The sequence below is a fragment of the Spirosoma aerolatum genome (genome assembly GCF_002056795.1).
GTDB classification, from domain to species: domain Bacteria; phylum Bacteroidota; class Bacteroidia; order Cytophagales; family Spirosomataceae; genus Spirosoma; species Spirosoma aerolatum.
In genome coordinates, this window is record NZ_CP020104.1 from 1,552,713 (window position 1) to 1,575,792 (window position 23,080).

Below are 23,080 nucleotides of genomic sequence, written 5' to 3' on the forward strand. Positions count from 1 at the left end.
GCCCGAAAATAGGGGTTTTTATATCGGCATTTGATATACGCACGACTAAATTTGATAAAAACCCTTTCTTTTTTCATAAACCTGGTGCTAATTATATCCGTCGGTACAGTTATTAACGGGGAAGGGCTAAATGAACGGCCTCGGCTATATTGGTTCGTAAATCGATTGGGCGCATCCGAAAGGAGTAGGTATAGGGCTTTGTTGCCGGAAGCTGATACTCTGGATGCAGGCGGGGAGACCAGCTATCGTCGCCACCCAGACCCATTTGGGTCATGTCGACATTAACGACTGTCACGTTGCCGCGTTCCACCTCCTGGGCGTCGGGTTGCTTGGCTTTCAGAAGCGCATCGTCGGTGTAGTCGCGCACATTGACAGTCAGAAATGAGTTGGGTGTTGGGTCACTTATGATAAGCAAGCTCTGATTCAGGTCGTTGGTGAGCTGTGCCCAGCGAACATCCGTTTTGTTACCATTTTCCTGCGCCATCGTGTAGGGAAAAAACTGATCGGCCACTTTGCTGGTGTAATGACCTACTTTGGCAGCATCTTTTCGGTCGGCATAACTTTCGAATGGCCCACGGCCATACCAACTCAGCGTATTGAACGTAGCGGGCAATTGAAATTGCAGGCCCACGCGCGCGAGCGGAGGCAATGAGCCAGAAGGGGTATAGGTGGTGGTAACCTGCACATCACCGGTACCATAAACGATATACTCGGTTTGTTGGGTAATGCTACCTCCCTGGCCTTTCCATTCGTTGGTGCAGTTAATCCGAACCAGCTGTGGTCGGGTTTCAACCTTGAAATCGACTGGACGAAATTGGGCAGTATCCAGACCGGCTTTGCGCCACCGAGCTGCAAATGACTGACTGCCTCCGCCTTCATCATTATCGGTCGGTACACGCCAAAAACTCGGTTTAAGGCCTTTATCGAGTAGATTCTTGCCTTTGTAAAACCATTGCTGAAGGGCCCCTGTCGTTTTATCGAATACGATAGCAAAATCTTTACCCCGAACAGTGGCTATAGTAGGAGTTTGGGCCAGTTTTACGGCTGGAATACGATTCATGCCGATCACAGGAACCGTAGGCGACTCCATTTTAATAGGAAACTGACCCGATGCAACCTCGTGGTTGGCTGGCGACCAACTGGTGGCCTGTTTCTGTCGGATACTCACATTCAGGAAGTACTCACCAGCCTGGGCAGCCTGTTCGGCCATGGCAGATGCCGACGGCCGGGCGTTTCCGTCGATCATGCGCGAATCGGTAAGCGCATTCAGCCGGACAGGTAAAGTTAAAACCTGTGTTTGCCCAGGTTTTGCGACCAGATTTGTTTCAGCTCCGCGTTGTACGACATCGCCATTTCGAAGAAGTTCCCACTCTAGTCGAAACGGTTCGAGTGACTGAAAGCCGTAGGTATTCCGAACGTTGATTTTAACGGGCTGACCAGCCGCCAGTGGCGTTGGGGTTGCAAGCTTAACGTATTGGTAAACTAACTTTACTTCATTGGTTTCGGGTTGTGGTATACGGTCGGGATTCACCAGGCCGTCGCAGGCGTTTGCTCCGTCGATGTAGTTGATATGATCGGTGAATTCTTTACCCGCCTTATTTTTAATCCGAAGCCCCTGATCCACCCAGTCCCAGATAAAAGCACCTTGCAGACGTGGGTATTTGTCGATGGCTGCCCAATAGTCTTTCAAATTACCAACGCTGTTGCCCATAGCATGAGCATATTCGCAAACGATGACGGGACGAGACGGGTCTTTTTCCATTAGTTTTACCATGTCGTCGACGGAAGGGTACATCGTCGAAATGATGTCGAAGCTGGTGAGTGAGGTATTGGTATAGGGCTGACGACCTTCATAGTGGATAGGGCGTGTGGGGTCGACCAGTTTCATGATATCAGCCATGTCCTTGAAGTTTTGTCCCATACCTGTTTCGTTGCCCAATGACCAGATCACAATGCAGGGATGGTTTTTGTCGCGTTCGACCATAGCCCGTCCTCTGGCTACGAAAGCATCCCGCCATTCGGGTTTTGCGGCTGGCGTTTGCCCTTTGCCCCATAAATCATGGCTTTCAATATTCGCTTCGTCAATCACATACAAGCCATATTCGTCGCAAAGGTCGTACCAGTCGGTAACGTTGGGGTAATGAGACGTTCGTACAGCGTTGATATTCAGTTGCTTCATTAGTGTGATGTCCCGGATCATGGATTCCCGGCTGATTACCCGCCCCGTATTGGGATCAAATTCGTGTCGGTTCACACCTTTGTAGGTTACAGGCTTACCATTGAGCAGCAACTGCCCGTCGGTTAAGGTCATTTCCCGAAATCCAACTCGCTGGCTAACCACCTCTGTAGGTTGACCGTCTGTCCCGATAAGCTGTATGGTAAGAGTATACAATGAGGGCGATTCGGCGTTCCACAAAGCCGGAGCTTTGATCGACTTTGCCAAGCGGAAAAGCCGTTCCTGCCCGGTATCGGTTGCGTTTTCGGAGTTGATCGTTTCGGTGAAAACGGGTGCTTTTTTTGGATCGTACAGAGTAACTCGCAAACGGTAAGGCGCTTGCGCAGCTAAACCCGATAAATTCCGAACCGACGCGTTAATTTTAAGTACGGCGTCACGATACTGATCATCCAGATCGGTCACCACAGCTAGATCACGAAGGTAGGTTTTGGGGGTTGATACCAGGAATACATCCCGGAAAATTCCAGAAAGCCGCCAGAAATCCTGATCTTCCAGGTAGCTTCCATCCGACCAGTTAATAACTTCAACGGCCAGCAGGTTTTCGCCGGCTTTTAGTTTATCAGAAATCAGAAACTCGGCTGGTGTCATACCATCTTCGTGATAGCCCACGGGCTGCCCATTCAGATACACCCGACAGGTCGACTGTACCCCCGCGAAATGCAGAAATATAGCTCGGTCCTGAAAATTGGCTGGAGCCGTGAACCGGAGTCGATATAGCCCAACAGCGTTTGTATCGGCTGTGATGTGCGGAGGATTGGGCGGAAAGGGGTGTTTGATATTGGTGAAGATAGGTCGGTCGTAAGCACGTCCTTCGCGTGCGCCAACAACCTGCCAGTTTGACGGGACAGGCAGATTATCCCAGGCTTGATCGCTGGTAGTAGGTGAATAGAAATTAGCAGGTATCAGGTTGGGATGTTTCACCCATCGAAATTTCCAGGTTCCGTTCAGCAGCGTAATATTTGGAGAGCTTCGCCAGTTGGTTGCGTTAAGTACCTGCTGTTCGGAAGCAAATGGGATCAACGTTGCGTGAGGTTTCTCGGTTTGCTGGCTGAACACTTGTGGGTCTTCCCAGTCGGGGAGAGTTTGAGACTGGGCCGTATATACTAATAAAGTTGTTAAAAAGAGGAAAGAGATTAAGCGTTTGGACATCGTGAACACGTTTAATGGATGACACAAGCGAAGAGGTCGGCCTGGATACAATTGACAAAGAAACGGTCAATTTATAGCTGTACGGCGACGACTGGAAAAATTCGCATAAATTTAACCTCCTTTCATCGCCTTTTACACTAATGCCAATCCGTAGTTTTATACTCTGTGCTGTTCTGGCTTTTTTAACGCTTACAACGCTGGCTCAATCACGTCGACGGGCGCAGTTGACAACCGCACAAACGACCGGGCCCGTCCCTGTTTTACCGGCACCGCAGGCTCGATTGCTGGAAAGTATGCGCTTTAATAGTTCACTATTGAATCAGGCCGTCAAGTTCTCCATTTATCTGCCTCCTGATTATTATACCTCGAACCGACGATATCCGGTTCTGTACCTGTTGCATGGATATGGCGATGATGAAACCGGCTGGATTCAGTTTGGCGAAGCAGATCGAATAGCTGACGAAGGACTTAAGGCCGGTGATTATCCTCCGATGATTATTGTGATGCCGAATGCGGGAGCAACCTTCTATGTGAATGATTACCAGAATAAGGTTCGCTACGAAGATATGTTTGTGCAGGAACTGATTCCCCATATCGACTCGATGTTCCGAACACGTACCCAGCAGGAATTTCGGGCGGTAGCTGGCCTGTCGATGGGAGGCTTTGGGGCATTGATGCTGGCCATGCACCATCCCGATTTATTTGTTGCCTGCGCGGCCCTGAGCGCGGGCGTTCGTACCGACGAAGCTTTTGCCAGTATTCCCGACGAACGGTACAATACTGTTTTTGCCCCCGTGTTTAGTGGACCCGTAAAAGGGGAGGAGCGACTCACACTGACCTGGAAACGAAACAGCCCGATTACGTTGGCGCGTTCGGCCCCTGAAGCTGACCTCAATAAAGTGCGCTGGTATATCGATTGCGGAGATGACGATGCCCTAACCATTGGCAATGCCATGTTGCATCTGGCGTTGCTGGAGCGAAAAATTCCGCACGAATACCGAGCCCGCGATGGAGCGCATACCTGGTTGTACTGGCGAACCGGCCTGCCCGATGCCCTGAAATTTATTGGAGAGAGCTTTCGTCGTTAATAGCAGAACCGCTCCGGCGGCCGCCGGAGCGGTTCTGCTATTAACGTTTCTGGAAAGGTATAACCGCTTCAGTTTGATCCCAGGCCAGAATCATATCGGTGCCATTCGCTGATGGGGAGAAACTAATGTAGAACTGCTCGGCCATTGGGCTATGTTTACGGGAGATGATCGGTACGCGTAGAACGTCTTTGGTTTGATCATAATTAGTACCCCACTGACCGGTTTCACTGTTGAAAATGGCAATCCAGCCATCCTGCGACGGAATTGTCCAGAGGGAATATTCACCTTTATCGAGGGGCTGCCCGGCCGCAATGACATTCTGATCGAACTCGATTACAGTTGCTTCATTGGCTCCCGTACGCCATACTTTTCCATAAGGTACCAGACCCCCGAAAATTTTACGCCCTTTTTTATAAGGCTGGCAATAATCCACCTTGATTTTCAGCCCTCCTTGATTCACCTCTGCAATCGCTTCAGGACTAGCCGATTTTGTCCAGCTACGTAACGAAAAAAGGCCCACCAGAACAACGGCGGCAATAATGCCAAGAATAATCAGGATACGCTTCATGAGTAGTTTTAGGTTTTGATTTTCAGATTGCTAAGGTAGAAAGATTTTGTAACTTTCGGGCTTTATTCGTTGCTCTCGCTTCATGTCTGATACCCGTAACTACCGACTTGTTTACCCCGACTCCCGTAAAAACGAAATTGAGCCTTCGGGCGGCTACGCAGAAGTGCATATTACACACGCTTCACATGAGACTGAAAACAATATTGAAACCGCAATTGTGCTGGCAAAGTTAGGCTATCAGGTACGACTGTTGGCTATTGATGATAGACAAGGCAATAAAAATCCAGATGCTTATTTGCTTAAAGAACAGATTTTGATTGAATTTAAGCACAACCAACGCCCTACAGCATCAGCAATTGATAATGAAATTAGAGATGCTCGTCGTCAGCCGATTATATTTTAATTCACATAAAGAGTTCAATTGAGAAGAGCAAGTTAATAGGAGCAATCAAAAGCAGGCTTAAGAGATCAAGTTCTCAATCGACAAAAGAATTATGGATAATCTGGAAAGGTGAATTGGTTCGGCTAAAGCGAAAAGAGATTTTTGATGGGACAATCAGTCGTAAAATACAATGAGGTAATGCTATCCGGCCGGTCGCATTACCTCAAGGAAGGGTCGAGGCTCTCACCCCAACCGTTACAAAAGCAATCAATTGTTTTCATTTTCGCAAAGAATTATTACAACTACGAAAGCAATTGATTTGATTATCAGGCTGTTTTTTGTTTCAGTTTATCGCGTAACTGGAACAGTTCGTCGCGTAGACGGGCGGCTTCAAGGAAGTCGAGGTCTTTGGCGGCCCGCTCCATTTTTGACTGCGTTTCGGTAATCATTTTTTCTAGGTCGCCCTTACCCATGTACTGTACGATGGGGTCGGCGGCAATCCTAATTTCTTCGGGTTCCACATAGAAATGCTTGACCTTCGAGTCGGCAACTTTGGTTTGGCCCATAATCGCTTCCCGTGATTTCAGTACGGTAGTCGGCACAATGTTATTGTCGGCGTTATACTCCATCTGTATAGCCCGGCGACGGTTGGTTTCGTCAATAGCTTTCTGCATAGAGCCAGTGATGGTATCAGCATACATAATCACCTTGCCATTCGCATTTCGGGCGGCACGACCGATGGTTTGAATCAGTGATCGGATGTCGCGGAGGAAGCCTTCTTTATCAGCATCCATAATCGCTACCAGCGAAACTTCGGGTAAGTCGAGACCTTCCCGAAGGAGATTTACCCCAACCAGTACATCGAAGTTGCCTAGTCGTAAATCCCGCAGAATTTCGACTCGGTCCAGCGTCTTTACTTCGGAGTGGATATACCGGGTTTTGATACCAACACGGTCCAGATATTTCGTCAGTTCTTCGGCCATTCGTTTCGTTAACGTCGTTACCAGAACGCGCTCATTTCGTTTGACCCGACTATCAATGGATTCGAGCAGGTCGTCGATTTGATTCAGGCTTGGACGAACTTCGATTTCGGGGTCGAGCAGGCCGGTTGGGCGGATAAGTTGTTCAACCACAACACCTTCGCTCCGACGTAGTTCGTAATCAGATGGCGTAGCCGATACAAAAATAGTCTGTCCCGACAAGTCCTCGAATTCCTGAAACGTTAGCGGGCGATTATCCAGTGCCGATGGAAGTCGAAAACCGTAATCGACCAGAGCGGTTTTACGGGAGCGGTCGCCACCCCACATGGCCCGAATCTGCGGAATCGTTACGTGACTTTCGTCGATAACCATCAGGTAATCATCCGGGAAATAGTCGAGCAGGCAGAACGGGCGCTGGCCGGGTTTTCGTCGGTCGAAATAGCGCGAATAGTTTTCGATACCGGAGCAATAGCCAAGTTCGCGCATCATTTCCAGGTCGAACTCGGTTCGCTCACGAATTCGGGTAGCTTCCTGTTCCCGAAAATCCGATTCGAAGTAGCGAATCTGAGCAACCAGATCGTCCTGAATTTCGTGGATTGCTCCTTTCAATGTATCGCCACTCGTTACGAACAGATTGGCCGGGAAGATGGTCACCATACTCTCCGAAGAAAGCTTTTTACCTGTCGATGGGTCGATCCGCTGAATCGTTTCGATCTCGTCGCCGAAGAAAATTACCCGATAGGCAAAATCGGCATAGGCTACGTACAGATCGACCGTATCGCCTTTGACCCGGAAATTTCCCCGTTGAAATTCGGCTTCGGTTCGGCTGTAGAGGATACTAACCAACTGATGCAGAAACTGATTGCGGCTCATCCGTTCGCCAACGCCAATCCGAACCACGTTGTTTTTAAATTCCTCCGGGTTGCCCATACCATAAATGCAGGACACCGAGGCTACCACAATCACATCGCGCCGACCGCTCATCAGGGCTGACGTAGCCGCTAATCGAAGCTTATCGATTTCTTCATTGATTGCCAGATCTTTCTCGATGTACGTGTTTGTGGTGGCTATATAGGCTTCGGGCTGGTAGTAGTCGTAATACGAGATGAAATACTCGACCGCATTTTCAGGGAAAAACTGCTTGAATTCGCCGTATAGCTGGGCCGCCAGGGTTTTATTGTGGCTCAGAACGAGCGTTGGCCGATTGGTTTGGGCAATAACATTGGCTATGGAAAAGGTCTTACCAGATCCAGTGACCCCAAGCAAAACCTGAGAGGGTTCGCCCTCATTGATGCCTTTGACAAGTTGACTGATCGCCTTGGGCTGATCGCCGGTAGGCTGGAATTCTGAGGTTAATTTAAAGCTCATCAGCGTCGTTTAGAATCTGGCTAATTTACGAAGATTTTGCCCCTTTTCCAAGGCGAATTTGAAACAAACGCTGGCTATGATGGAGCAATAGGTGCGTGTAAACGCAACGCTTTTCAACGAGATTAGTTACTGAAAATTTTCAGATTGGTCAATTGATTGTTGATCAACTATATTGCCAGCTCATTCAGCCCATTCGTATGGAAAACAACTACAACGATGTAGAAACGGTACCTTATATGAAAAGCCAGCCCGTCTGGGCCTTTTGTCTGCTATCCTTTTTTACGTTTGGCATCTACACAATCTATTGGTTTTACAAAAACTGGGCTTTTTTCAGAGATGTATATAATTGGGATATCTATCCATTCTGGCGAGCCATTTTCAATATATTTTTCGTACATACTTTATTAGAACACATAAATGATGTGGCTGTCGAAAAAGGGCATCCGGGGATTAGCAGTAATGGATACGCTACTGGGTTTGTTATACTGGCAGTAGCCCAACGGATGCTGGACAGGGTATCGCCAGACAGTCTGGCGTTGATGGCGCTATTCGTACCTCCTTTTCTTTTTTTAGTTCCGAGTGTAAAACAGCTCAACTACATTTATCGACAGGCCTATCCAAATAAGTATAACCCTGCATTGAGTCCGGGTGAATTTCTCATAGTAATAGTAGGAGGAATCGTTATGGTACTGGCAGTTGCTGGCCTTTTAATGGGAGAGGAGCCATCGTAACTGTTATCGGCTAGTTGTATTTATGGAAGCATTTTCACCCGAAACCATTCAACTTTCACCTGACGAATCAATTATCATTCGTCTATTGGATTCAACGGATGCGCCTAAACTGACGACCTATTTTAAGGGATTATCGGCTGAAACCCGAAGTTACTTTGCCCCTCATTCGTTTGTGGAGGAAACGGTACGGCATATTTGCCGTACGTTGAATCCGGCCGAAATCGTGCGTCTGATTGCGACATCGGCTGATAACCAGACAATCATTGCCTACGTTTTGTTATTGTCGGGTGCTACACCTTCCGATGCGGTCCGCTATCAGGCGTTGGGAATACCTATTAACGTCGAAACCGATTTTTCGATAGCTCCTTCCATCGCTGATGCGTATCAGAGCCGTGGTTTGGGTAATCACCTCATGAAAAAGGCCCTGACAATAGCCAGGGCCATGCATAAAGAACGGATTGTTCTGTGGGGTGGGGTACAGGCCCGAAATATCCGTGCCCATCGGTATTACCAGAAATATGGGTTTATCGAGGTAGGGCAGTTCGAGAATGACGTACTCAACTTCGATATGTGCCTGACGCTTTCAGAAATGAATAATGGTTAATGGATGATTCCTGCCGATTAGATTATTGTACATTATCCATTGCTCATTCTTTAGTTGTTCAGCCGGGTAAAACCACCATCTAGTGGGTAGTCGCAGCCAGTAATGAAACCCGCTTCGTCGGAACAGAGGTAAAGAGCCAGTGCTCCCACTTCTTCGGGTTCGGCCATACGGCCGATAGGCTGCGTTTTCGAGAGCTTTTCAAACATTTCGGCTTCGCGACCGGGATACGTTCGGGCGATGAAGCCATCCACAAATGGGGTATGAACCCGTGCAGGCGATATGCAGTTGCAGCGGATATTGTCTTTCAGGTAATCTTTAGCCACCGACAGGGTCATGGTCAGTACCGCTCCTTTGCTCATTGAATACGCAAATCGGTCAGGAATCCCAATGGTAGCCGCTATAGAAGCCATGTTAAGCACCACGCCCCCTCCGGCTTTTTTCATGTGTGGGATGGTCGCAAAAAGGCAGTTGTAAACCCCTTTGGTGTTGATCCGAAAAATGCGGTCAAAATCGGCTTCGGTTGTAGTTTCGACAGTGCCGATGTGTGATACCCCTGCGTTGTTCACTAGAATATGAATAGGCCCCTGTTCGGCAATCTGATTGATTACTTCGACCGTCTGGCTTTGATTCGAGACATCAATGGCATGACTGGTGACCAACCCGCCATCCTGACGAATTTCGGAAGCTGCCTGTTCAGCCTGATCGGCGTTGAGGTCAAGAATATGGACAGATGCACCTGCCTGCGCAAATGTTTTCGAGATGGCCAGCCCAATGCCACTGGCTCCCCCTGTGATGAGGGCGGTTTTGTTTTGGAGAGAAAACATAGTTGAATGATCGAATGATAGAGTGATTGAATGATTGAATAGCTTCTCGCGTCAGCTATTCAATCATTCAATCACTCTATCACTCAAAATTAAAGTGAAACCCCCCGCTTCCAGGGAATGAAATCATCTTGCCCCAGTCGTTCGGCCTGGGTTGTTTCTTCGCCCGATGCGAGCCGGATGATGTATTCCAGCATAGCGTCGGCATTCTGCTCAATGGTTTGTTCGCCATCGATGATTGGCCCACTGTCGAAGTCAATTACATCAGGCATCCGGTTTTTAAGAGTCGTATTGGTTGATACTTTTACCACCGGGCAAATTGGGTTACCTGTTGGCGTGCCCAGTCCGGTCGTAAAGACGATAACGTTGGTGCCCGAACCGGCCATCCCCGTTGTGGCTTCCACATCGTTGCCGGGGGTGCAAAGCAGATTCAGCCCCGACTTAGTAGCGGGTTCGGCATAGTCGAGTACATCGGCTACGCGCGAAGTCCCTCCTTTCTTGGCGGCTCCTGCCGATTTAATGGCATCGGTAATGAGTCCGTCTTTGATATTCCCCGGTGAGGGGTTCATGTCGAAACCAGAACCTACCGCTTCAGCCTGGGCCGAATAGGTACTCATCAGGTCGATGAATTTCTGAGCTTTTGTCGTATCGTCGGTACGATTAATAAGCTCCTGCTCCACACCGTTCAGTTCAGGAAATTCGGCCAGTACGGTTTTTCCACCCAGCGTTACCACAATATCGGACAGTTGCCCTAATGCCGGATTGGCTGATATACCCGAAAAACCATCCGAACCACCGCATTTCAGGCCAATGGTCAACTTGCTAAGTGGCGCGGGCTGACGCTCAATCTTGTTGACTTCGATCAGCCCCAGGAACGTCTCTTTAATGGCCTGTGACATCAGCGTGTATTCGGTGCCAGCCTGTTGTTCGAACAGGAGCAGTGGTTTGTCGAACTTCGGATTTTGCCGTTTTATTTCCGCCGAAATTATGTCGACCTGTAAATGCTGACAGCCCAGACTTAGGACGGTTGCTCCGGCCACGTTCGGGTTGTTGATAAAGCCGGCCAGGAGCGAGCCCAGGTAAGCGGAATCCTGACGCGTACCGCCACAGCCCATTTCGTGCGTCAGAAATTTGATACCATCGACGTTTTTAAACGGTCGTTTAGCCACTTGCTGGTGCACATAAGCGGGCTCAACGAAGGGCTGCATTTTTTTGACAACATCCAGTTCGCCCGCTTTATAGAGACTGATTAATTCATGGACCTGCTCCCGATAGATTTCGGGTTGTGCATAGCCCAACTCACGCTCAAATGCATCTTTCAGGATAAGCACATTACGGTTTTCACAAAATACGAGTGGCACCACGAGCCAGTAGTTACGCGTACCTACGCTACCGTCGGCCCGGTGGTAACCCATAAATGTACGGTTCTGCCAGGACGACACATCGGGCGGTTGCCATGAATAAGGTTGTTTTTTATCGAGACCGTACCGGTCAGCATCGTGCTTCAAATTGAAGGTCGTGATCGGTTCGCCCCGTCGGATGGGTTGGGTGGCTTTGCCAACCAGCACACCATACATTGTAATCGGGTCGCCGGGTTGCCGTTCTTCCGTCACAAATTTGTGTTTTGCCCCAACGGCATAGGGTAGCTCATAAATCTCGTTGTCAAACTCAATTTGTTCGCCAGCGGATAGGTTGCGGAGGGCAACAATGACATTATCGGCAGGGTGAACTTTTAATACTCGGGCAGCCATTTAGCAATCTGGTTTAAACGTATTGTCGAGAGTGGCCAGATCTGGCACTCCCGGCAGCTTAATAAAGAGACGTATTGGCCCGAAATATACCACCTCTCAAAAAACTTTACTCTATGCTGTTGCGAATATGAATGCCAATGCGGAGTTTGGTCGAAGAATTCCTTACCCTTTCCTATGCCCCAACTTACGCCCGACAAACAGGCTGGCTTTTTGGCTGGCCGATTGATGTCTATGGATGCCTATCGAGGTTTTGTAATGACCTTGATGGCAGCCGAAATTTTAAAGTTCCATCATCTTCATGACACTTTTCCTGATAGTACCTTCTGGTCATTTCTGACCTTTCACCAAAGCCATGTGGCCTGGGCTGGTTGTTCATTGCATGATATGATTCAGCCGTCGTTTTCGTTTTTGGTGGGTGTTGCGCTTCCGTATTCAATTGCCAGTCGGGTCAAGCAGGGCGAATCGTTTGGCGTTCAGTTCGGGCATGCGGTCCGGCGTTCGCTGATTTTGATTTTGCTGGGTATCTTTCTTCGTTCCACCCATGCTGATCAGACGTATTTTACATTTGAAGATACCCTTACCCAAATTGGTCTTGGCTATCCGTTTTTGTTTTTACTGGGGAATACCACAGCCCGAACCGGCTGGATTGCTTTTGGCGCTATTCTGATCGGCTATTGGCTGGCGTTTGTATTGTATCCGTCGCCCGTAGGTTTAGACTATACAACTGTTGGCGTTCCGGCAGACTGGTCAAATCATTACACGGGATTGATGGCGCATTTTAATAAGAATAGTAATCTGGCCTGGGCATTCGATAAGTGGTTCCTGAATTTGTTTCCCCGAGAAAAGCCATTTCTCTTCAACGGGGGCGGGTATGCAACACTTAGCTTTATTCCTACGCTTGGTACTATGTTGCTTGGCTTACAGGCCGGGCGCTGGTTACGGTCCGGTCTGACAAATCGGGAAATATTAAAGCGGTTGGCTATTGCTGGCGCTGTAAGCCTCGTGTCTGGATTACTACTCCAGTGGGCGGGTATCTGCCCGATTGTAAAACGAATCTGGACCCCCGCCTGGGTGTTGTTCAGTGGGGGTTTATGCTTTTGGTTTCTGGCGGCTTTTTATGGAATCATTGACGTAAAAGGCTGGCGAAAGTGGGCTTTCCCGCTAGTCGTTGTCGGAATGAATTCCATTGCGATCTACTGTTTGGTCGAATTAATCAGTCATTTTATCGTCACGTCTTTATATACTCATCTGGGGCATCGATTATTCCAGGTGTTTGGTGAACCCTATGAACAATTGCTTGTTGGACTGGCCACGCTGGGGATTTTTTACCTGATTCTCCGATGGATGTACAATCGGAAATTATTTATCCGTATTTGATCACTCCTCACTTATCTTATTTATGCTTACTGCCAACATCCTGAACCTGTTCGACCAAACGATTTTCTACGGTACGATCACCTTTGAGAATAATCGCATTCGTGAAATTAATAAACTTGGTCCTGAGCGTTCGGATGCTCCTTATGTATTGCCTGGTTTCGTCGATGCTCATGTGCATGTCGAGAGTTCGTTGCTTACCCCACCACAATTTGCCCGGCTGGCGGTTGTGCATGGTACTGTAGCTACGGTTTCGGACCCTCACGAGATTGGCAATGTGCTGGGTGTGGCTGGGGTACAGTATATGATTGAAGAAGCCCGGCGGGTGCCTTTTAAGTTTATGTTTGGTGCTCCTTCCTGTGTTCCGGCCACTACGTTCGAAACCGCAGGGGCCACTATTGGGGTCAAGGATGTTCGCAACTTATTGGCGTTGAAAGAAATCGGTTATCTGGCCGAAATGATGAACTTTCCGGGTGTGCTGCATCGGGACCCCGAGGTAATGGCAAAAATTGCGCTAGCCCAGGCGTTCAACAAGCCTGTAGATGGACATGCGCCCGGTTTGATGGGCGATGAGGCTCAACAGTACATTGATGCAGGAATTACGACCGACCACGAATGCTTTACATACGAAGAGGGCCTGGATAAAGCAAAGCGGGGTATGTATATCCTGATTCGGGAGGGAAGTGCGGCTCGAAACTTCGACGCGCTAATACCGCTTCTGGCTCAGTTTCCCGAACGGATTATGTTCTGCTCCGACGATAAACACCCAGATACACTGGCCGTAGGGCACATTAATCAGCTGGTTCTGCGGGCGTTGGCAAAAGGTCATTCAATCTGGAACGTGCTACGGGCTGCCTGCCTGAACCCGGTATTGCATTATCGGTTGTCTGTTGGCTTACTACGCGAGGGCGATCCGGCTGATTATATTGTGGTGGATAATCTGCACTCTTTTCATGTGCTAAAAACTGTCATTAATGGCGAAGTTGTTGCTGAAAATGGGCAGTCGAACATTCCGGATTTGCGCAGTGAGCACGTCAATCAATTTAACTGCTTACCTAAAAAGCCAGATGAGTTTGTAGTGGCCTCACTTCGACAACAGGAGAGAGGAAGAGAATTGGAGACGGAACGTCTCCCCAATCCTATGGTAGGAGAGAGGCCGGAGAGGGGGGTAATACGTGTGATTGAGGCTCTTGATGGCCAGCTAATTACGAATGAACTTCATTTGTTCCCTAAACTGGATAGAGACCAGATTGTATCGGATGTAGAGCGTGACGTGTTAAAATTAGTGGTCGTTAATCGGTATCAGGATGCGCCACCATCTATTGCGTTCATTAAAAACTTTGGGTTGAAGCATGGAGCCATTGCTTCGTCCGTGGGGCATGATTCGCATAATATTACGGCCATCGGCTGTGATGACGAGAGCATTTGTAAAGCTGTCAATCTGGTTATTGAGGCTAAAGGTGGTTTGTCGGCGGTGAGTAATTGGCTGGCTATTGATCGTAAAAATGACGAGGAATTATTGCTACCATTGCCTGTAGCTGGGTTGATGACCGACTCCGATGGGTATGCTGTAGCCAATCAGTACACGTTGTTAGACCAATATGCCAAGCAGGAATTAGGTAGTACACTTGCTGCGCCGTTTATGACTTTATCATTTATGGCACTTTTAGTTATCCCTAATTTAAAATTGAGTAATAAAGGGTTATTTGATGGAAGAAATTTCTCTTTTGTGTCACTAGAAACTGAAAATCAGGGATTATAAAAAATTTTTACAAGTATTTTTTTAATTCTATTTTTTATGGGTAAGTTTACACACCTCAAGGCTATTCCTAACCTTTATTCCCTCTATCATGGCCCGCTCTCGTACCCAAAATGGCCCCGACGACGAAACCTTATGGAATCTGTTTCGCGGTGGTGATGAAAACGCGTTTGCCCGATTATACCAAAATTATGTTCAAACCCTCTACCATTACTGCGTCCATTTTGCCACCGACCGGGCGTTAATTAAAGATTGCATCCACGATTTGTTTGTTGAACTCTGGAAGCACCGCAGCACCATCGGCCCAACCACATCGGTACGGTTCTATCTGATGGCTTCCATCAAGCGCAAACTGGTTCGTCACCTCACCGCCGAACAAAAATTAGTAAGTCAGGATGATATGATTAACGGACGCCGTGTGGGCGATACGCTGCCCGGTTCCGACCCCTCTTACGAGAATATGCTGATCAACCACGAAGAAGATATGTTTATCAACGATTGCCTGCATCAGGCACTTGAAAAACTTCCTCGTCGTCAGCGCGAAGCCGTTCATCTGCGGTATTTTCAGAATATGAGCAACGAAGAAATTTCGGCGCTCATGCAAATCAATATACAGTCTGTTTATAATTTAATTTTTGGTGCCATGAGCAACCTCAAGCGGTATGTCACGCTTGAAAATGTGTCGCTCTGACGCTGACTATTCCCAAACTCTTTCCTAAACCCCGATAACCGAAACCTGGTTGTCGGGGTTTGTTTTGTTAGTGCGTAGCGTGGATTTTAAGTATCTTCGTTAAATGAATACAGACTCAACCCCTTTACCTGAGCGAGTACGTCCACGTACACTTGACGATGTAATTGGTCAGCGAAAACTAATTGGCCCCTCGGGCGCATTACGTCGGGCTATTAACGCTGGCCGGTTACCTTCCATGATTTTGTGGGGACCACCAGGCGTTGGAAAAACGACACTGGCTTTACTACTGGCCGAAGCGGTTAAACGACCGTTTATTGCCCTAAGTGCCATTAATTCAGGCGTTAAAGAAATCCGCGATGTGCTGGGCCGACCTAGTGGGATGTTTCCGCCTGTTGTGTTTATCGACGAAATTCATCGATTCAACAAAAGCCAGCAGGATGCTTTACTGGGGGCTGTCGAAAAAGGGCAAATTACTCTTATTGGAGCCACTACCGAAAACCCCTCCTTTGAAGTGAACAGCGCTTTACTTTCGCGTTGTCAGGTTTATATTCTGGAAGCTCTTAGCCGCGATGAACTCATTCAGGTCGTGGATCGGGCCATTGAGCAGGATATCTTTTTGCAATCGAAACAGATTCAGGTTGAGTCATACGACGCCTTGTTGCGTCTGTCGGGTGGGGATGGGCGTAAACTCCTGAATTTGCTTGAACTGGTTGCTTCAGCACATGTTTCTTATGACCCATTAATCATTACGGATGAAGGTGTAACGACTGTAGCCCAGCAGAACATTGCCCGGTACGACAAATCGGGTGAGCAGCATTATGATATTATTTCGGCGTTCATAAAATCGTTGCGGGGGTCCGATCCTAATGCAGCCTTATACTGGATGGCTCGGATGATTGTGGCCGGTGAAGATCCTGTTTTTATTGCCCGTCGGATGTTGATTATGGCATCGGAAGATATTGGGAATGCGAATCCAACGGCTATGATTATGGCTTCCGAAGCGGTTCAGGCTATTCGCGCTATCGGCATGCCTGAAGGACGAATCATACTGTCGCAGGTGGCGGTGTATCTGGCTACGTCGCCTAAAAGTAATGCCAGCTATGTGGCCATTGACGATGCCATTGCCCTGGCGGAACAAACGGCTCATCTGCCTGTCCCATTACAGTTGCGTAATGCCCCAACAAAACTGATGAAGCAGATTGGTTACGGGAAAGAGTACCAGTACGCACACGCCTATGAAGGTAATTTTGTCCCATTAAACTTCCTGCCGGATGAACTCAAAGGCCATAAGCTATACGAACCTGGCCAGAACGCCCGCGAAGCCGAGATTCGCCGGAGCCTGCAAAAATGGTGGGGAGACTGGTATGGCTATTAAATCCTATCAACTGAAACAGCCAATGAACATCAATTTCATTGGCTGTTTCAGTTGGTAAAGTCGGTTTACTACCTATTTCTTTTTAGGAGGTATTGCCGTCTTTGGGGTTGCTGGCGCCGGAGTATTCGCTGGTTTGTCGGTGTTTTGACCAGGGGTAATTCCCATTTTTTTGAGGACCAGATCGGTAATGTTCAGTTCTTCAGCGGCATAGAGTACATCTGAATTAGATGTTACATTGATGATATAATGGTAGCCATTCTGTAAAGCGACCGTGTCAATCGCTTGCTGAATTTTGGTCAGAATAGGCTTCATCAATTGCCCATATTTGGCTTGTAAAGATTCTTGGGCTGTTTGGCTAAACTGCTGAATTCGGGTCTGGAGTGTTTGCAGTTCGGTTTCCCGATCTTTTCGAATGACATCGGTCATCTGAGCAACACCCGACTGATAGGCCGAATATTTGGTCTGAAATTCGGTTTGCATCCGCTTTAGCTCATTCTCGGCCTGGGCTTGCTGAATATTCAACTGGTTGGTAACTTCTTTAGCCTCGGGCGATTGCGATACAACATAGTCAATACGCGTAAAGCCGACTTTTAACGCCTGAGCCTGAGCACCTAAACTTGTTAGCATTAGCAGGCCAAAAAGGATTTGAACTAGCGTTGATTTTGGTTTAATCATAGGAGGAGTTTGGTACAAGTATAGGGTTTACTGCTGCAATTGTAATCAGGTAGTAGCTTACCAGCGAACCTGACCGTCACCCACAACAATCCATTTTTCGGTGACTAATTTTTCCAGGGCAAATGGGCCACGGGCATGAAGTTTCTGCGTCGAAATACCGATCTCAGCCCCTAGTCCAAAAACACCACCATCCGTAAAGCGAGTGGAAGCATTGGCATATACCGCAGCTGCATCGACCTCGCGCAGAAACTGGTCAATCAGCGCCTGGTTTTGCGACAGAATAGCCTCCGAGTGCCGCGACGAGTACGCTTGTATATGGGAGAGAGCTTCGTCCAGACCATTTACAACTTTAACGGCGCATTTATAATCCAGAAACTCACGGCCAAAATCTTCGGGCTGGGCATGTTGCAGATTCGTATACCCTGCTTTCTCGAAAATAGCGTAGGCCGTATCATCCGCAAATACTTCAACGTTCCATTTGTTGAAATCGTCTGTCAGCATTGGCAGAAAACGCTCGGCAATTTGTTCATCAACCAGCACACAGTCGAGCGAATTGCAGACCGATGGCCGCGAAACACGAGCATTTACAACAATAGCTACCGCTTTATCGAGATCGGCGGTGGTTTCGACGTAGGCATGGCAGACACCAGCTCCCGTTTCGATAGTAGGAACCAGCGAATTTTTTCGAACAAATTGAATCAGCGAATCCGATCCGCGCGGAATGATGATGTCTACATATCGAATAGCGGTGAGCAATTCATTGACAACCGCCCGATCGGGTGGGAGCAAGGTTACGGCTGCTTTCGGTACACCGAATTCTGCCAGCACGCCCTGAATCAGACCAACCAGGTAGCGGTTCGAGAAGTCGGCTTCTTTGCCACCTTTCAGTACGCAGCCATTGCCCGAGCGCAGACACAACGACGCCACATCGACCGTTACGTTCGGGCGGGCTTCGTAAATAACACCGACGACTCCAAGGGGGACGGCAATTTTTTTCAGTTGCAACCCTTGCTCAATAGTACGCTCCAGAATGACTTCGCCAGCCGGATCAGGCAGTACGGCCACTTCTCGCAGGCTTTTTGACAAGTCGGCAATCCGGGTTTCGGTCAACTTCAGTCGGTCATATTTCGGGTCTGTAGCCGACATTCGGTCAAGATCTTTCTGATTTTCAGCAACGATCTGAGCCGTATGAGCGGCCAGCACATCGGCCAGCCGATTCAGTAAAGTTGTTTTCTGGTCAGGACTCAACCGACGAACAGCGGCTGCCGCTTGTTGGGCTGACTGAAGTAAAGGCGTAATTGGGGTCATTGGTTATGTAGTCAAAAACTGGCGATGAATGTAGTCGAGTACTTCCATCAATGAATGTCAAAGCTATCGGTAACTATTTCCAAACCACTTCGGTAATCATGCCTATGATGTGGGAAAGAAGCCAATTTAGGGAAATGAGGAACATTGTCCCATTGCATTAGCCATAAACCATCCATTTGCTGCCAGTGGAATGCGTATTTTCGGGTATCTGAGTTGGTGTATTCTTTTATATGGAGAATGGAACCATCAGTGAGCAGGATTTGAAGTTTTATGAAAAAAGCATGGTCTTCCTGATCATGACGCAGAACATCGTATTGGCCGATTACGGGCTGGTTTCCTAACTAACTCAAATAGTCCATGGTAGAGCGTATGAGTAAGTTAAGCTAGCCTATGTATTCAATGTTACCTTTCTGAATGTCCTGAATTTTTGGCTTTACAATTTGTAAAAAGTCATAGTCTGCTTTCCATTCAATGTAATCATCCCATTCGTTAATGGCTTCTGTATGTGCAGTTTCGATATGCTGCTCGGAGGCTTCCAGCAGCATAGTATACTTCCGCTCAAACGTATTAATATTTGACTGATAGCGGTGCTTTTTGGCCAGATACTCCAGCATCATCCATTGTTGCACGGCCTGTTTCGTTACCTGTACCATATGGAAAGATGATTAAGCTACAAAATTGGCCAAAAAGATTGGTCTATAAAAGGACAATATCATTGGCATTCGCTACTTCAACATTTTGCTGATTAAGCTGTTGCGCTAACGTTTCTGACGAAATTCGGGTTCGGGCAACGGCTACTGTTTCCTGGTTTTCGTCTAAAATTTCAACCATTTCGCCCGTGGCAAATTCGCCGGGAATAGCCCGGACACCTACCGCCAGCAAACTCCGCCGTTGTTTTAACGCCCGTACGGCTCCTGCATCCACCTGAATCTGTCCGACGGCCAGACTACCACTACCCAGCCAGCGATTCCGTGCCGAAAGTGTATTTGCTTGTGGAATAAACTCGGTGCCGGTTTCGCCCCGTAGGGCTCGGCCCAGACTATCCGGCTCGTTCATCCCGAAAATAACGACCCTGATACCCATGCGGGTGGCCAGTTTAGCAAAGGTCAATTTGGAGGCCATACCTCCTAAGCCCAGCGATGACTTGTCAGTTCGAACAACACTAAAGACCTGCTCATCGAAGGCTGTGACTTTACGAATAATTTTTCCATTGTTGTCGAGCAGGCCGCCTACCGATGTGCAGAGCATAAGCACTCTGGCCCCAAAGCCCGCAGCAATCAGCGTTGCCAGTTCGTCGTTGTCCGAAAATTTCAGTTCCCGATTACTCACTACATCGTTTTCGTTGGCAATTGGAATCAGTTCATTGGCCCATAGTTCTTCATAGGTCTGTTTTAACTGTAGAAACTGATCGCGGTTGGCAAAGTGGTGACGCTCGCAAAGGCTTTGAGCAATGGAAATACCGTAGATAGCAAAAAAGCGAGAGTACTGATTGAGTAATAGCAGATTCCCTATAGCGGCCGCAGCTTTTCGCTGGATAATATCGCCCTTGTAATCGCGAATCAGGGCTTTTCCAGCACCTACTGCACCAGAGGAGACCAGCACAATTCGATAATGGGGATGCAAAGCGGCTACCTGTCGGGCGATGTCAACCATAACCGGCTCATTCGGTTCACCGGTCGGTTTAGTAATGGATGCTGTACCGAATTTAAGGACAAGAACGGGTTTCGACATGCGGCAAAGATAAGCGGTTTACGGTATTCGGTGGTGAGTATGGGTGCATGAAGCGACTAACCGTGAGTTGCCCCTCCGAATCCCATAAAATTGAATACCGTAAATCGTTAAACCTTCAGAGGCACCTGATCGATAAACTTGACTTTATTGCGAAGAGCCATTTTCAATTGCCGGAGATAATCGGCTTTGGGAATTTCAATGGCTCCGTACCGCCGGACATTATCGTTGATAAACTGCGTATCCAGAAGGGTAAATTTCTGTTGTTGGAGAATCTGAATCAAGTAATGAAACGCCACTTTTGATGCATTACTGACTTCCGTAAACATCGATTCGCCAAAGAAAGCGGAGCCTAGGGCTACGCCATACAAGCCCCCAACCAATCGATTGTCGATATACGTTTCCACACTATGGGCAAGCCCCATTTGGTGCAGTTCGGTATAAGCGTCGATGATTTCATCGGAGATCCAGACGCTATCCTCCTCAGAACGAGGCTTTGAGCAGCCACGCATAACATCCCTAAAGGCGGTATTCAGGCGAATCTCAAATTGATTTCGATTCAGAACAGGTCGGAGCGACTTGGCTGGTTTATAGGTATAAATAGGAATAATAGCACGCGGATCAGGTGCGTACCAGTAAAGCGTACCGTCGGAATCGGCCATTGGGAAAATGCCATTTATGTACCCATAAATTAGGTCATCGGCGGTGAGCTTGTCCATGAAAGTGGTGGATGTGTATGCTGACAAAGATAAAAAAAGCGGCAAAAAATTGATAGGTCTTTTACGGCTTTCCTGTACTGGCAACGAGTAAATCGACCCGGCTGAGTAAGCCACTGATCAGTAACGCTTTGTTCATAAAGAGGCACCTGCCTCCTCTCCTGAACCTGGATAAAACGAACCCAATCAAACCTAATGAAAAACCTAAAAATCACCTCTTTACTCATTTTTGTCAGTTTGCTGCTGACGTTCTACGACCAATCCATAGCGCAAGATGCCAAACTGGGTCTGTTTGAGGGCCAAAGCGATGTTGGAGCAGTCGTGAAACCCGGTTCGGGTACTTATGATTCCAAAACACACCAATATGAGTTATCGGGTTCGGGTGCTAATGTTTGGGCCGATCACGATGAGTTTCATTATGCATGGAAACGCATAAAAGGCGATTTCTTGCTTTATACGCGGGCGTCTTTAGTGAGTAAGACAGGCGATCCGCATCGGAAAGTAGGCTGGATGGTCCGTACTAGTCTGGATGGTAAGTCGGCCCATGTAAATGTCTGTACGCATGGGGATGGCAGTACATCCTTGCAATTTCGACGGACAACGGGGACGACTACGGAGGAAATCCGTACAAAGTTGGCAGGTGCTGATGTGATCCAGCTCGAACGGAAAGGCAATATATATACCATGCGAGCGGCTAAATTTGGAGAGCCCTTCGTAACCGAACAGGTTACCAATCTGGAATTAGGCGAGGAAGTGTATGTTGGCCTGTTTGTTTGTGCGCATAATAAAGATGCGCTGGAACGGGGAATGTTTCGGGATGTTCGCATCAGTGTACCAGCGCATGATAAATTGGTGGCCTATCGGGAGTATCTGGCGAGTAACCTCGAAATTTTGGACGTAACGACCGGCAACCGGCAGGTTATTTTCAATGTGCCGGGATCGATTCAGGCACCAAACTGGATGCCCAATGGCAAAACGCTCCTGTATAATGGTGACGGCCTGATTTACACCTTCGATCTGGCAAAAGGGCAACCAACTGTACTCAATACGGGGGCTGTTAAAAATAACAACAACGATCATGTACTTTCCTTTGATGGGAAAATGCTGGGGTTGAGTAGTGGCGTGAAAGAACTGGGTGGCTCTATTGTTTATACGGTTCCGGTCACGGGCGGAGAGCCAAAGCAGATCACCCCGAAAGGCCCCTCGTACTTACACGGCTGGTCGCCCGACAGAAGGACCCTGGTGTTTACCGGATCGCGTAACAACGAGTTCGATATTTACAGTGTGCCGTCGGAAGGCGGACCTGAAACAAAATTAACCGATGTAAAAGGACTGGACGATGGCCCGGAATTCACGCCCGATGGCAAGTGGATTTATTTCAACTCCGACCGGACCGGTACAATGCAGATCTGGCGCATGAAACCCGACGGCAGCGGGCAGGAAGCGGTTACACACGGCGATTATCACGATTGGTTTCCACATATTTCGCCTGATGGTAAGTGGATAATCTTTCTGTCGTTCCTGAAAGAAGAGGTAAAATCCAATGAACATCCTTTTTACAAGCATGTGTATCTGAGGCTTTTACCTATTTCGGGCGCTGGGCAGCCCAAAGTAATTGCGTATATCTATGGCGGGCAAGGTACTATCAACACACCTTCGTGGTCGCCCGATAGCAAACGAGTTGCCTTTATCAGTAATACGGCAGCAACTAGTGTAAGCCCCATTGAAAAATAGGAGAAAAGGATCCTTTTTCTGTGGTTATGTGGGATTTGTGTC

The 23,080-nt window shown here is 48.1% G+C and carries 20 protein-coding genes; 9 read left to right on the forward strand and 11 right to left on the reverse strand.

Translation table 11 applies throughout. From position 1 onward, the window contains the following. Positions 1-112: 112 nt before the first annotated feature. The gene (locus B5M13_RS06320; protein ID WP_080054874.1) at positions 113-3,385 is read right to left on the reverse strand and encodes a glycoside hydrolase family 2 TIM barrel-domain containing protein; all 3,273 of its coding nucleotides are present in this window, start codon (positions 3,383-3,385) and stop codon (positions 113-115) included. Positions 3,386-3,525: 140 nt separating this feature from the next. On the opposite strand from B5M13_RS06320, the gene B5M13_RS06325 reads away from it, so the two are divergent. Next, entirely contained in the window at positions 3,526-4,473 is a 948-nt protein-coding gene (locus tag B5M13_RS06325) for an alpha/beta hydrolase (RefSeq protein ID WP_080054875.1), read from the forward strand. A gap of 40 nt (positions 4,474-4,513) precedes the next feature. Here B5M13_RS06325 and B5M13_RS06330 read toward each other — a convergent pair whose 3' ends face one another. Beyond that, a complete protein-coding gene (locus tag B5M13_RS06330) occupies positions 4,514-5,041 on the reverse strand; it encodes a DUF2911 domain-containing protein (RefSeq protein WP_080054876.1) in 528 nt (175 codons plus the stop codon). 82 nt (positions 5,042-5,123) lie between these two features. On the opposite strand from B5M13_RS06330, the gene B5M13_RS34005 reads away from it, so the two are divergent. Continuing rightward, the gene (locus B5M13_RS34005; RefSeq protein ID WP_245859809.1) at positions 5,124-5,444 is read left to right on the forward strand and encodes a hypothetical protein; all 321 of its coding nucleotides are present in this window, start codon (positions 5,124-5,126) and stop codon (positions 5,442-5,444) included. 305 nt (positions 5,445-5,749) lie between these two features. On the opposite strand, the gene uvrB is transcribed toward B5M13_RS34005, so the two are convergent. Next, the gene (uvrB, locus tag B5M13_RS06340) at positions 5,750-7,771 is read right to left on the reverse strand and encodes an excinuclease ABC subunit UvrB (protein WP_080054877.1); all 2,022 of its coding nucleotides are present in this window, start codon (positions 7,769-7,771) and stop codon (positions 5,750-5,752) included. Between the two features lie 197 nt (positions 7,772-7,968). Here uvrB and B5M13_RS06345 point away from each other — a divergent pair, with 197 nt between their 5' ends. Beyond that, positions 7,969-8,502, forward strand: a complete 534-nt coding sequence (locus B5M13_RS06345; RefSeq protein ID WP_080054878.1) for a DUF4234 domain-containing protein — start codon at positions 7,969-7,971, stop codon at positions 8,500-8,502. Positions 8,503-8,524: 22 nt separating this feature from the next. Further along, the gene (locus B5M13_RS06350; RefSeq protein ID WP_080054879.1) at positions 8,525-9,106 is read left to right on the forward strand and encodes a GNAT family N-acetyltransferase; all 582 of its coding nucleotides are present in this window, start codon (positions 8,525-8,527) and stop codon (positions 9,104-9,106) included. Between the two features lie 50 nt (positions 9,107-9,156). Here B5M13_RS06350 and B5M13_RS06355 read toward each other — a convergent pair whose 3' ends face one another. Further along, positions 9,157-9,930 (reverse strand): SDR family NAD(P)-dependent oxidoreductase, encoded by a 774-nt coding sequence (locus B5M13_RS06355; RefSeq protein WP_080054880.1) that lies wholly within the window; start codon positions 9,928-9,930, stop codon positions 9,157-9,159. Positions 9,931-10,019: 89 nt separating this feature from the next. After that, entirely contained in the window at positions 10,020-11,678 is a 1,659-nt protein-coding gene (locus B5M13_RS06360; protein WP_080054881.1) for a UxaA family hydrolase, read from the reverse strand. A 174-nt stretch (positions 11,679-11,852) separates the two neighbouring features. Here B5M13_RS06360 and B5M13_RS06365 point away from each other — a divergent pair, with 174 nt between their 5' ends. From B5M13_RS06365 to B5M13_RS06380, 4 genes are all read left to right on the forward strand, one after another. Continuing rightward, positions 11,853-13,055, forward strand: coding sequence for an acyltransferase family protein (locus B5M13_RS06365; protein ID WP_394334305.1), 1,203 nt, complete (start codon positions 11,853-11,855; stop codon positions 13,053-13,055). Between the two features lie 22 nt (positions 13,056-13,077). After that, on the forward strand, positions 13,078-14,814 hold the full coding sequence (gene ade / locus B5M13_RS06370) for an adenine deaminase (protein ID WP_080054882.1): 1,737 nt from the start codon (positions 13,078-13,080) through the stop codon (positions 14,812-14,814). 88 nt (positions 14,815-14,902) lie between these two features. Then, positions 14,903-15,502 carry an RNA polymerase sigma factor gene (locus B5M13_RS06375; RefSeq protein WP_020596870.1) on the forward strand — a complete coding sequence of 200 codons (600 nt, stop codon included), beginning with the start codon at positions 14,903-14,905 and terminating at the stop codon, positions 15,500-15,502. A 103-nt stretch (positions 15,503-15,605) separates the two neighbouring features. Beyond that, a complete protein-coding gene (locus tag B5M13_RS06380; RefSeq protein WP_080054883.1) occupies positions 15,606-16,877 on the forward strand; it encodes a replication-associated recombination protein A in 1,272 nt (423 codons plus the stop codon). A gap of 72 nt (positions 16,878-16,949) precedes the next feature. Here B5M13_RS06380 and B5M13_RS06385 read toward each other — a convergent pair whose 3' ends face one another. From B5M13_RS06385 to aat, 6 genes are all read right to left on the reverse strand, one after another. Next, positions 16,950-17,504, reverse strand: a complete 555-nt coding sequence (locus B5M13_RS06385; protein WP_245859811.1) for an OmpH family outer membrane protein — start codon at positions 17,502-17,504, stop codon at positions 16,950-16,952. Between the two features lie 105 nt (positions 17,505-17,609). Next, positions 17,610-18,860 carry a glutamate-5-semialdehyde dehydrogenase gene (locus B5M13_RS06390; RefSeq protein WP_080054885.1) on the reverse strand — a complete coding sequence of 417 codons (1,251 nt, stop codon included), beginning with the start codon at positions 18,858-18,860 and terminating at the stop codon, positions 17,610-17,612. Between the two features lie 47 nt (positions 18,861-18,907). Continuing rightward, positions 18,908-19,132, reverse strand: a complete 225-nt coding sequence (locus B5M13_RS34010; protein WP_317047012.1) for a toxin-antitoxin system TumE family protein — start codon at positions 19,130-19,132, stop codon at positions 18,908-18,910. A gap of 111 nt (positions 19,133-19,243) precedes the next feature. Further along, positions 19,244-19,513 carry a hypothetical protein gene (locus B5M13_RS06400; protein ID WP_080054886.1) on the reverse strand — a complete coding sequence of 90 codons (270 nt, stop codon included), beginning with the start codon at positions 19,511-19,513 and terminating at the stop codon, positions 19,244-19,246. Between the two features lie 43 nt (positions 19,514-19,556). Then, entirely contained in the window at positions 19,557-20,591 is a 1,035-nt protein-coding gene (proB, locus tag B5M13_RS06405; RefSeq protein WP_080054887.1) for a glutamate 5-kinase, read from the reverse strand. Between the two features lie 107 nt (positions 20,592-20,698). Then, the gene (gene aat, locus B5M13_RS06410; RefSeq protein ID WP_080054888.1) at positions 20,699-21,307 is read right to left on the reverse strand and encodes a leucyl/phenylalanyl-tRNA--protein transferase; all 609 of its coding nucleotides are present in this window, start codon (positions 21,305-21,307) and stop codon (positions 20,699-20,701) included. A gap of 192 nt (positions 21,308-21,499) precedes the next feature. Here aat and B5M13_RS06415 point away from each other — a divergent pair, with 192 nt between their 5' ends. Then, positions 21,500-23,038, forward strand: coding sequence for a TolB family protein (locus B5M13_RS06415; RefSeq protein ID WP_080054889.1), 1,539 nt, complete (start codon positions 21,500-21,502; stop codon positions 23,036-23,038). Positions 23,039-23,080: the final 42 nt, after the last annotated feature.

What these genes read in the sequence shown, in the direction of transcription:
- B5M13_RS06375 (WP_020596870.1), top strand. Translation starts at nt 14,903, where the DNA reads ATGGCCCGCTCTCGTACCCAAAATGGCCCCGACGACGAAACCTTATGG.
- uvrB (WP_080054877.1), bottom strand. Translation starts at nt 7,771, where the DNA reads ATGAGCTTTAAATTAACCTCAGAATTCCAGCCTACCGGCGATCAGCCC.
- ade (WP_080054882.1), top strand. Translation starts at nt 13,078, where the DNA reads ATGCTTACTGCCAACATCCTGAACCTGTTCGACCAAACGATTTTCTAC.
- B5M13_RS06360 (WP_080054881.1), bottom strand. Translation starts at nt 11,678, where the DNA reads ATGGCTGCCCGAGTATTAAAAGTTCACCCTGCCGATAATGTCATTGTT.
- B5M13_RS06355 (WP_080054880.1), bottom strand. Translation starts at nt 9,930, where the DNA reads ATGTTTTCTCTCCAAAACAAAACCGCCCTCATCACAGGGGGAGCCAGT.
- B5M13_RS06400 (WP_080054886.1), bottom strand. Translation starts at nt 19,513, where the DNA reads ATGGTACAGGTAACGAAACAGGCCGTGCAACAATGGATGATGCTGGAG.
- B5M13_RS06380 (WP_080054883.1), top strand. Translation starts at nt 15,606, where the DNA reads ATGAATACAGACTCAACCCCTTTACCTGAGCGAGTACGTCCACGTACA.
- B5M13_RS06365 (WP_394334305.1), top strand. Translation starts at nt 11,853, where the DNA reads ATGCCCCAACTTACGCCCGACAAACAGGCTGGCTTTTTGGCTGGCCGA.
- B5M13_RS06385 (WP_245859811.1), bottom strand. Translation starts at nt 17,504, where the DNA reads ATGCTAACAAGTTTAGGTGCTCAGGCTCAGGCGTTAAAAGTCGGCTTT.
- B5M13_RS06330 (WP_080054876.1), bottom strand. Translation starts at nt 5,041, where the DNA reads ATGAAGCGTATCCTGATTATTCTTGGCATTATTGCCGCCGTTGTTCTG.
- aat (WP_080054888.1), bottom strand. Translation starts at nt 21,307, where the DNA reads ATGGACAAGCTCACCGCCGATGACCTAATTTATGGGTACATAAATGGC.
- B5M13_RS06390 (WP_080054885.1), bottom strand. Translation starts at nt 18,860, where the DNA reads ATGACCCCAATTACGCCTTTACTTCAGTCAGCCCAACAAGCGGCAGCC.
- B5M13_RS06345 (WP_080054878.1), top strand. Translation starts at nt 7,969, where the DNA reads ATGGAAAACAACTACAACGATGTAGAAACGGTACCTTATATGAAAAGC.
- B5M13_RS06350 (WP_080054879.1), top strand. Translation starts at nt 8,525, where the DNA reads ATGGAAGCATTTTCACCCGAAACCATTCAACTTTCACCTGACGAATCA.
- B5M13_RS06415 (WP_080054889.1), top strand. Translation starts at nt 21,500, where the DNA reads ATGAAAAACCTAAAAATCACCTCTTTACTCATTTTTGTCAGTTTGCTG.
- B5M13_RS06325 (WP_080054875.1), top strand. Translation starts at nt 3,526, where the DNA reads ATGCCAATCCGTAGTTTTATACTCTGTGCTGTTCTGGCTTTTTTAACG.
- proB (WP_080054887.1), bottom strand. Translation starts at nt 20,591, where the DNA reads ATGTCGAAACCCGTTCTTGTCCTTAAATTCGGTACAGCATCCATTACT.
- B5M13_RS34005 (WP_245859809.1), top strand. Translation starts at nt 5,124, where the DNA reads ATGTCTGATACCCGTAACTACCGACTTGTTTACCCCGACTCCCGTAAA.
- B5M13_RS06320 (WP_080054874.1), bottom strand. Translation starts at nt 3,385, where the DNA reads ATGTCCAAACGCTTAATCTCTTTCCTCTTTTTAACAACTTTATTAGTA.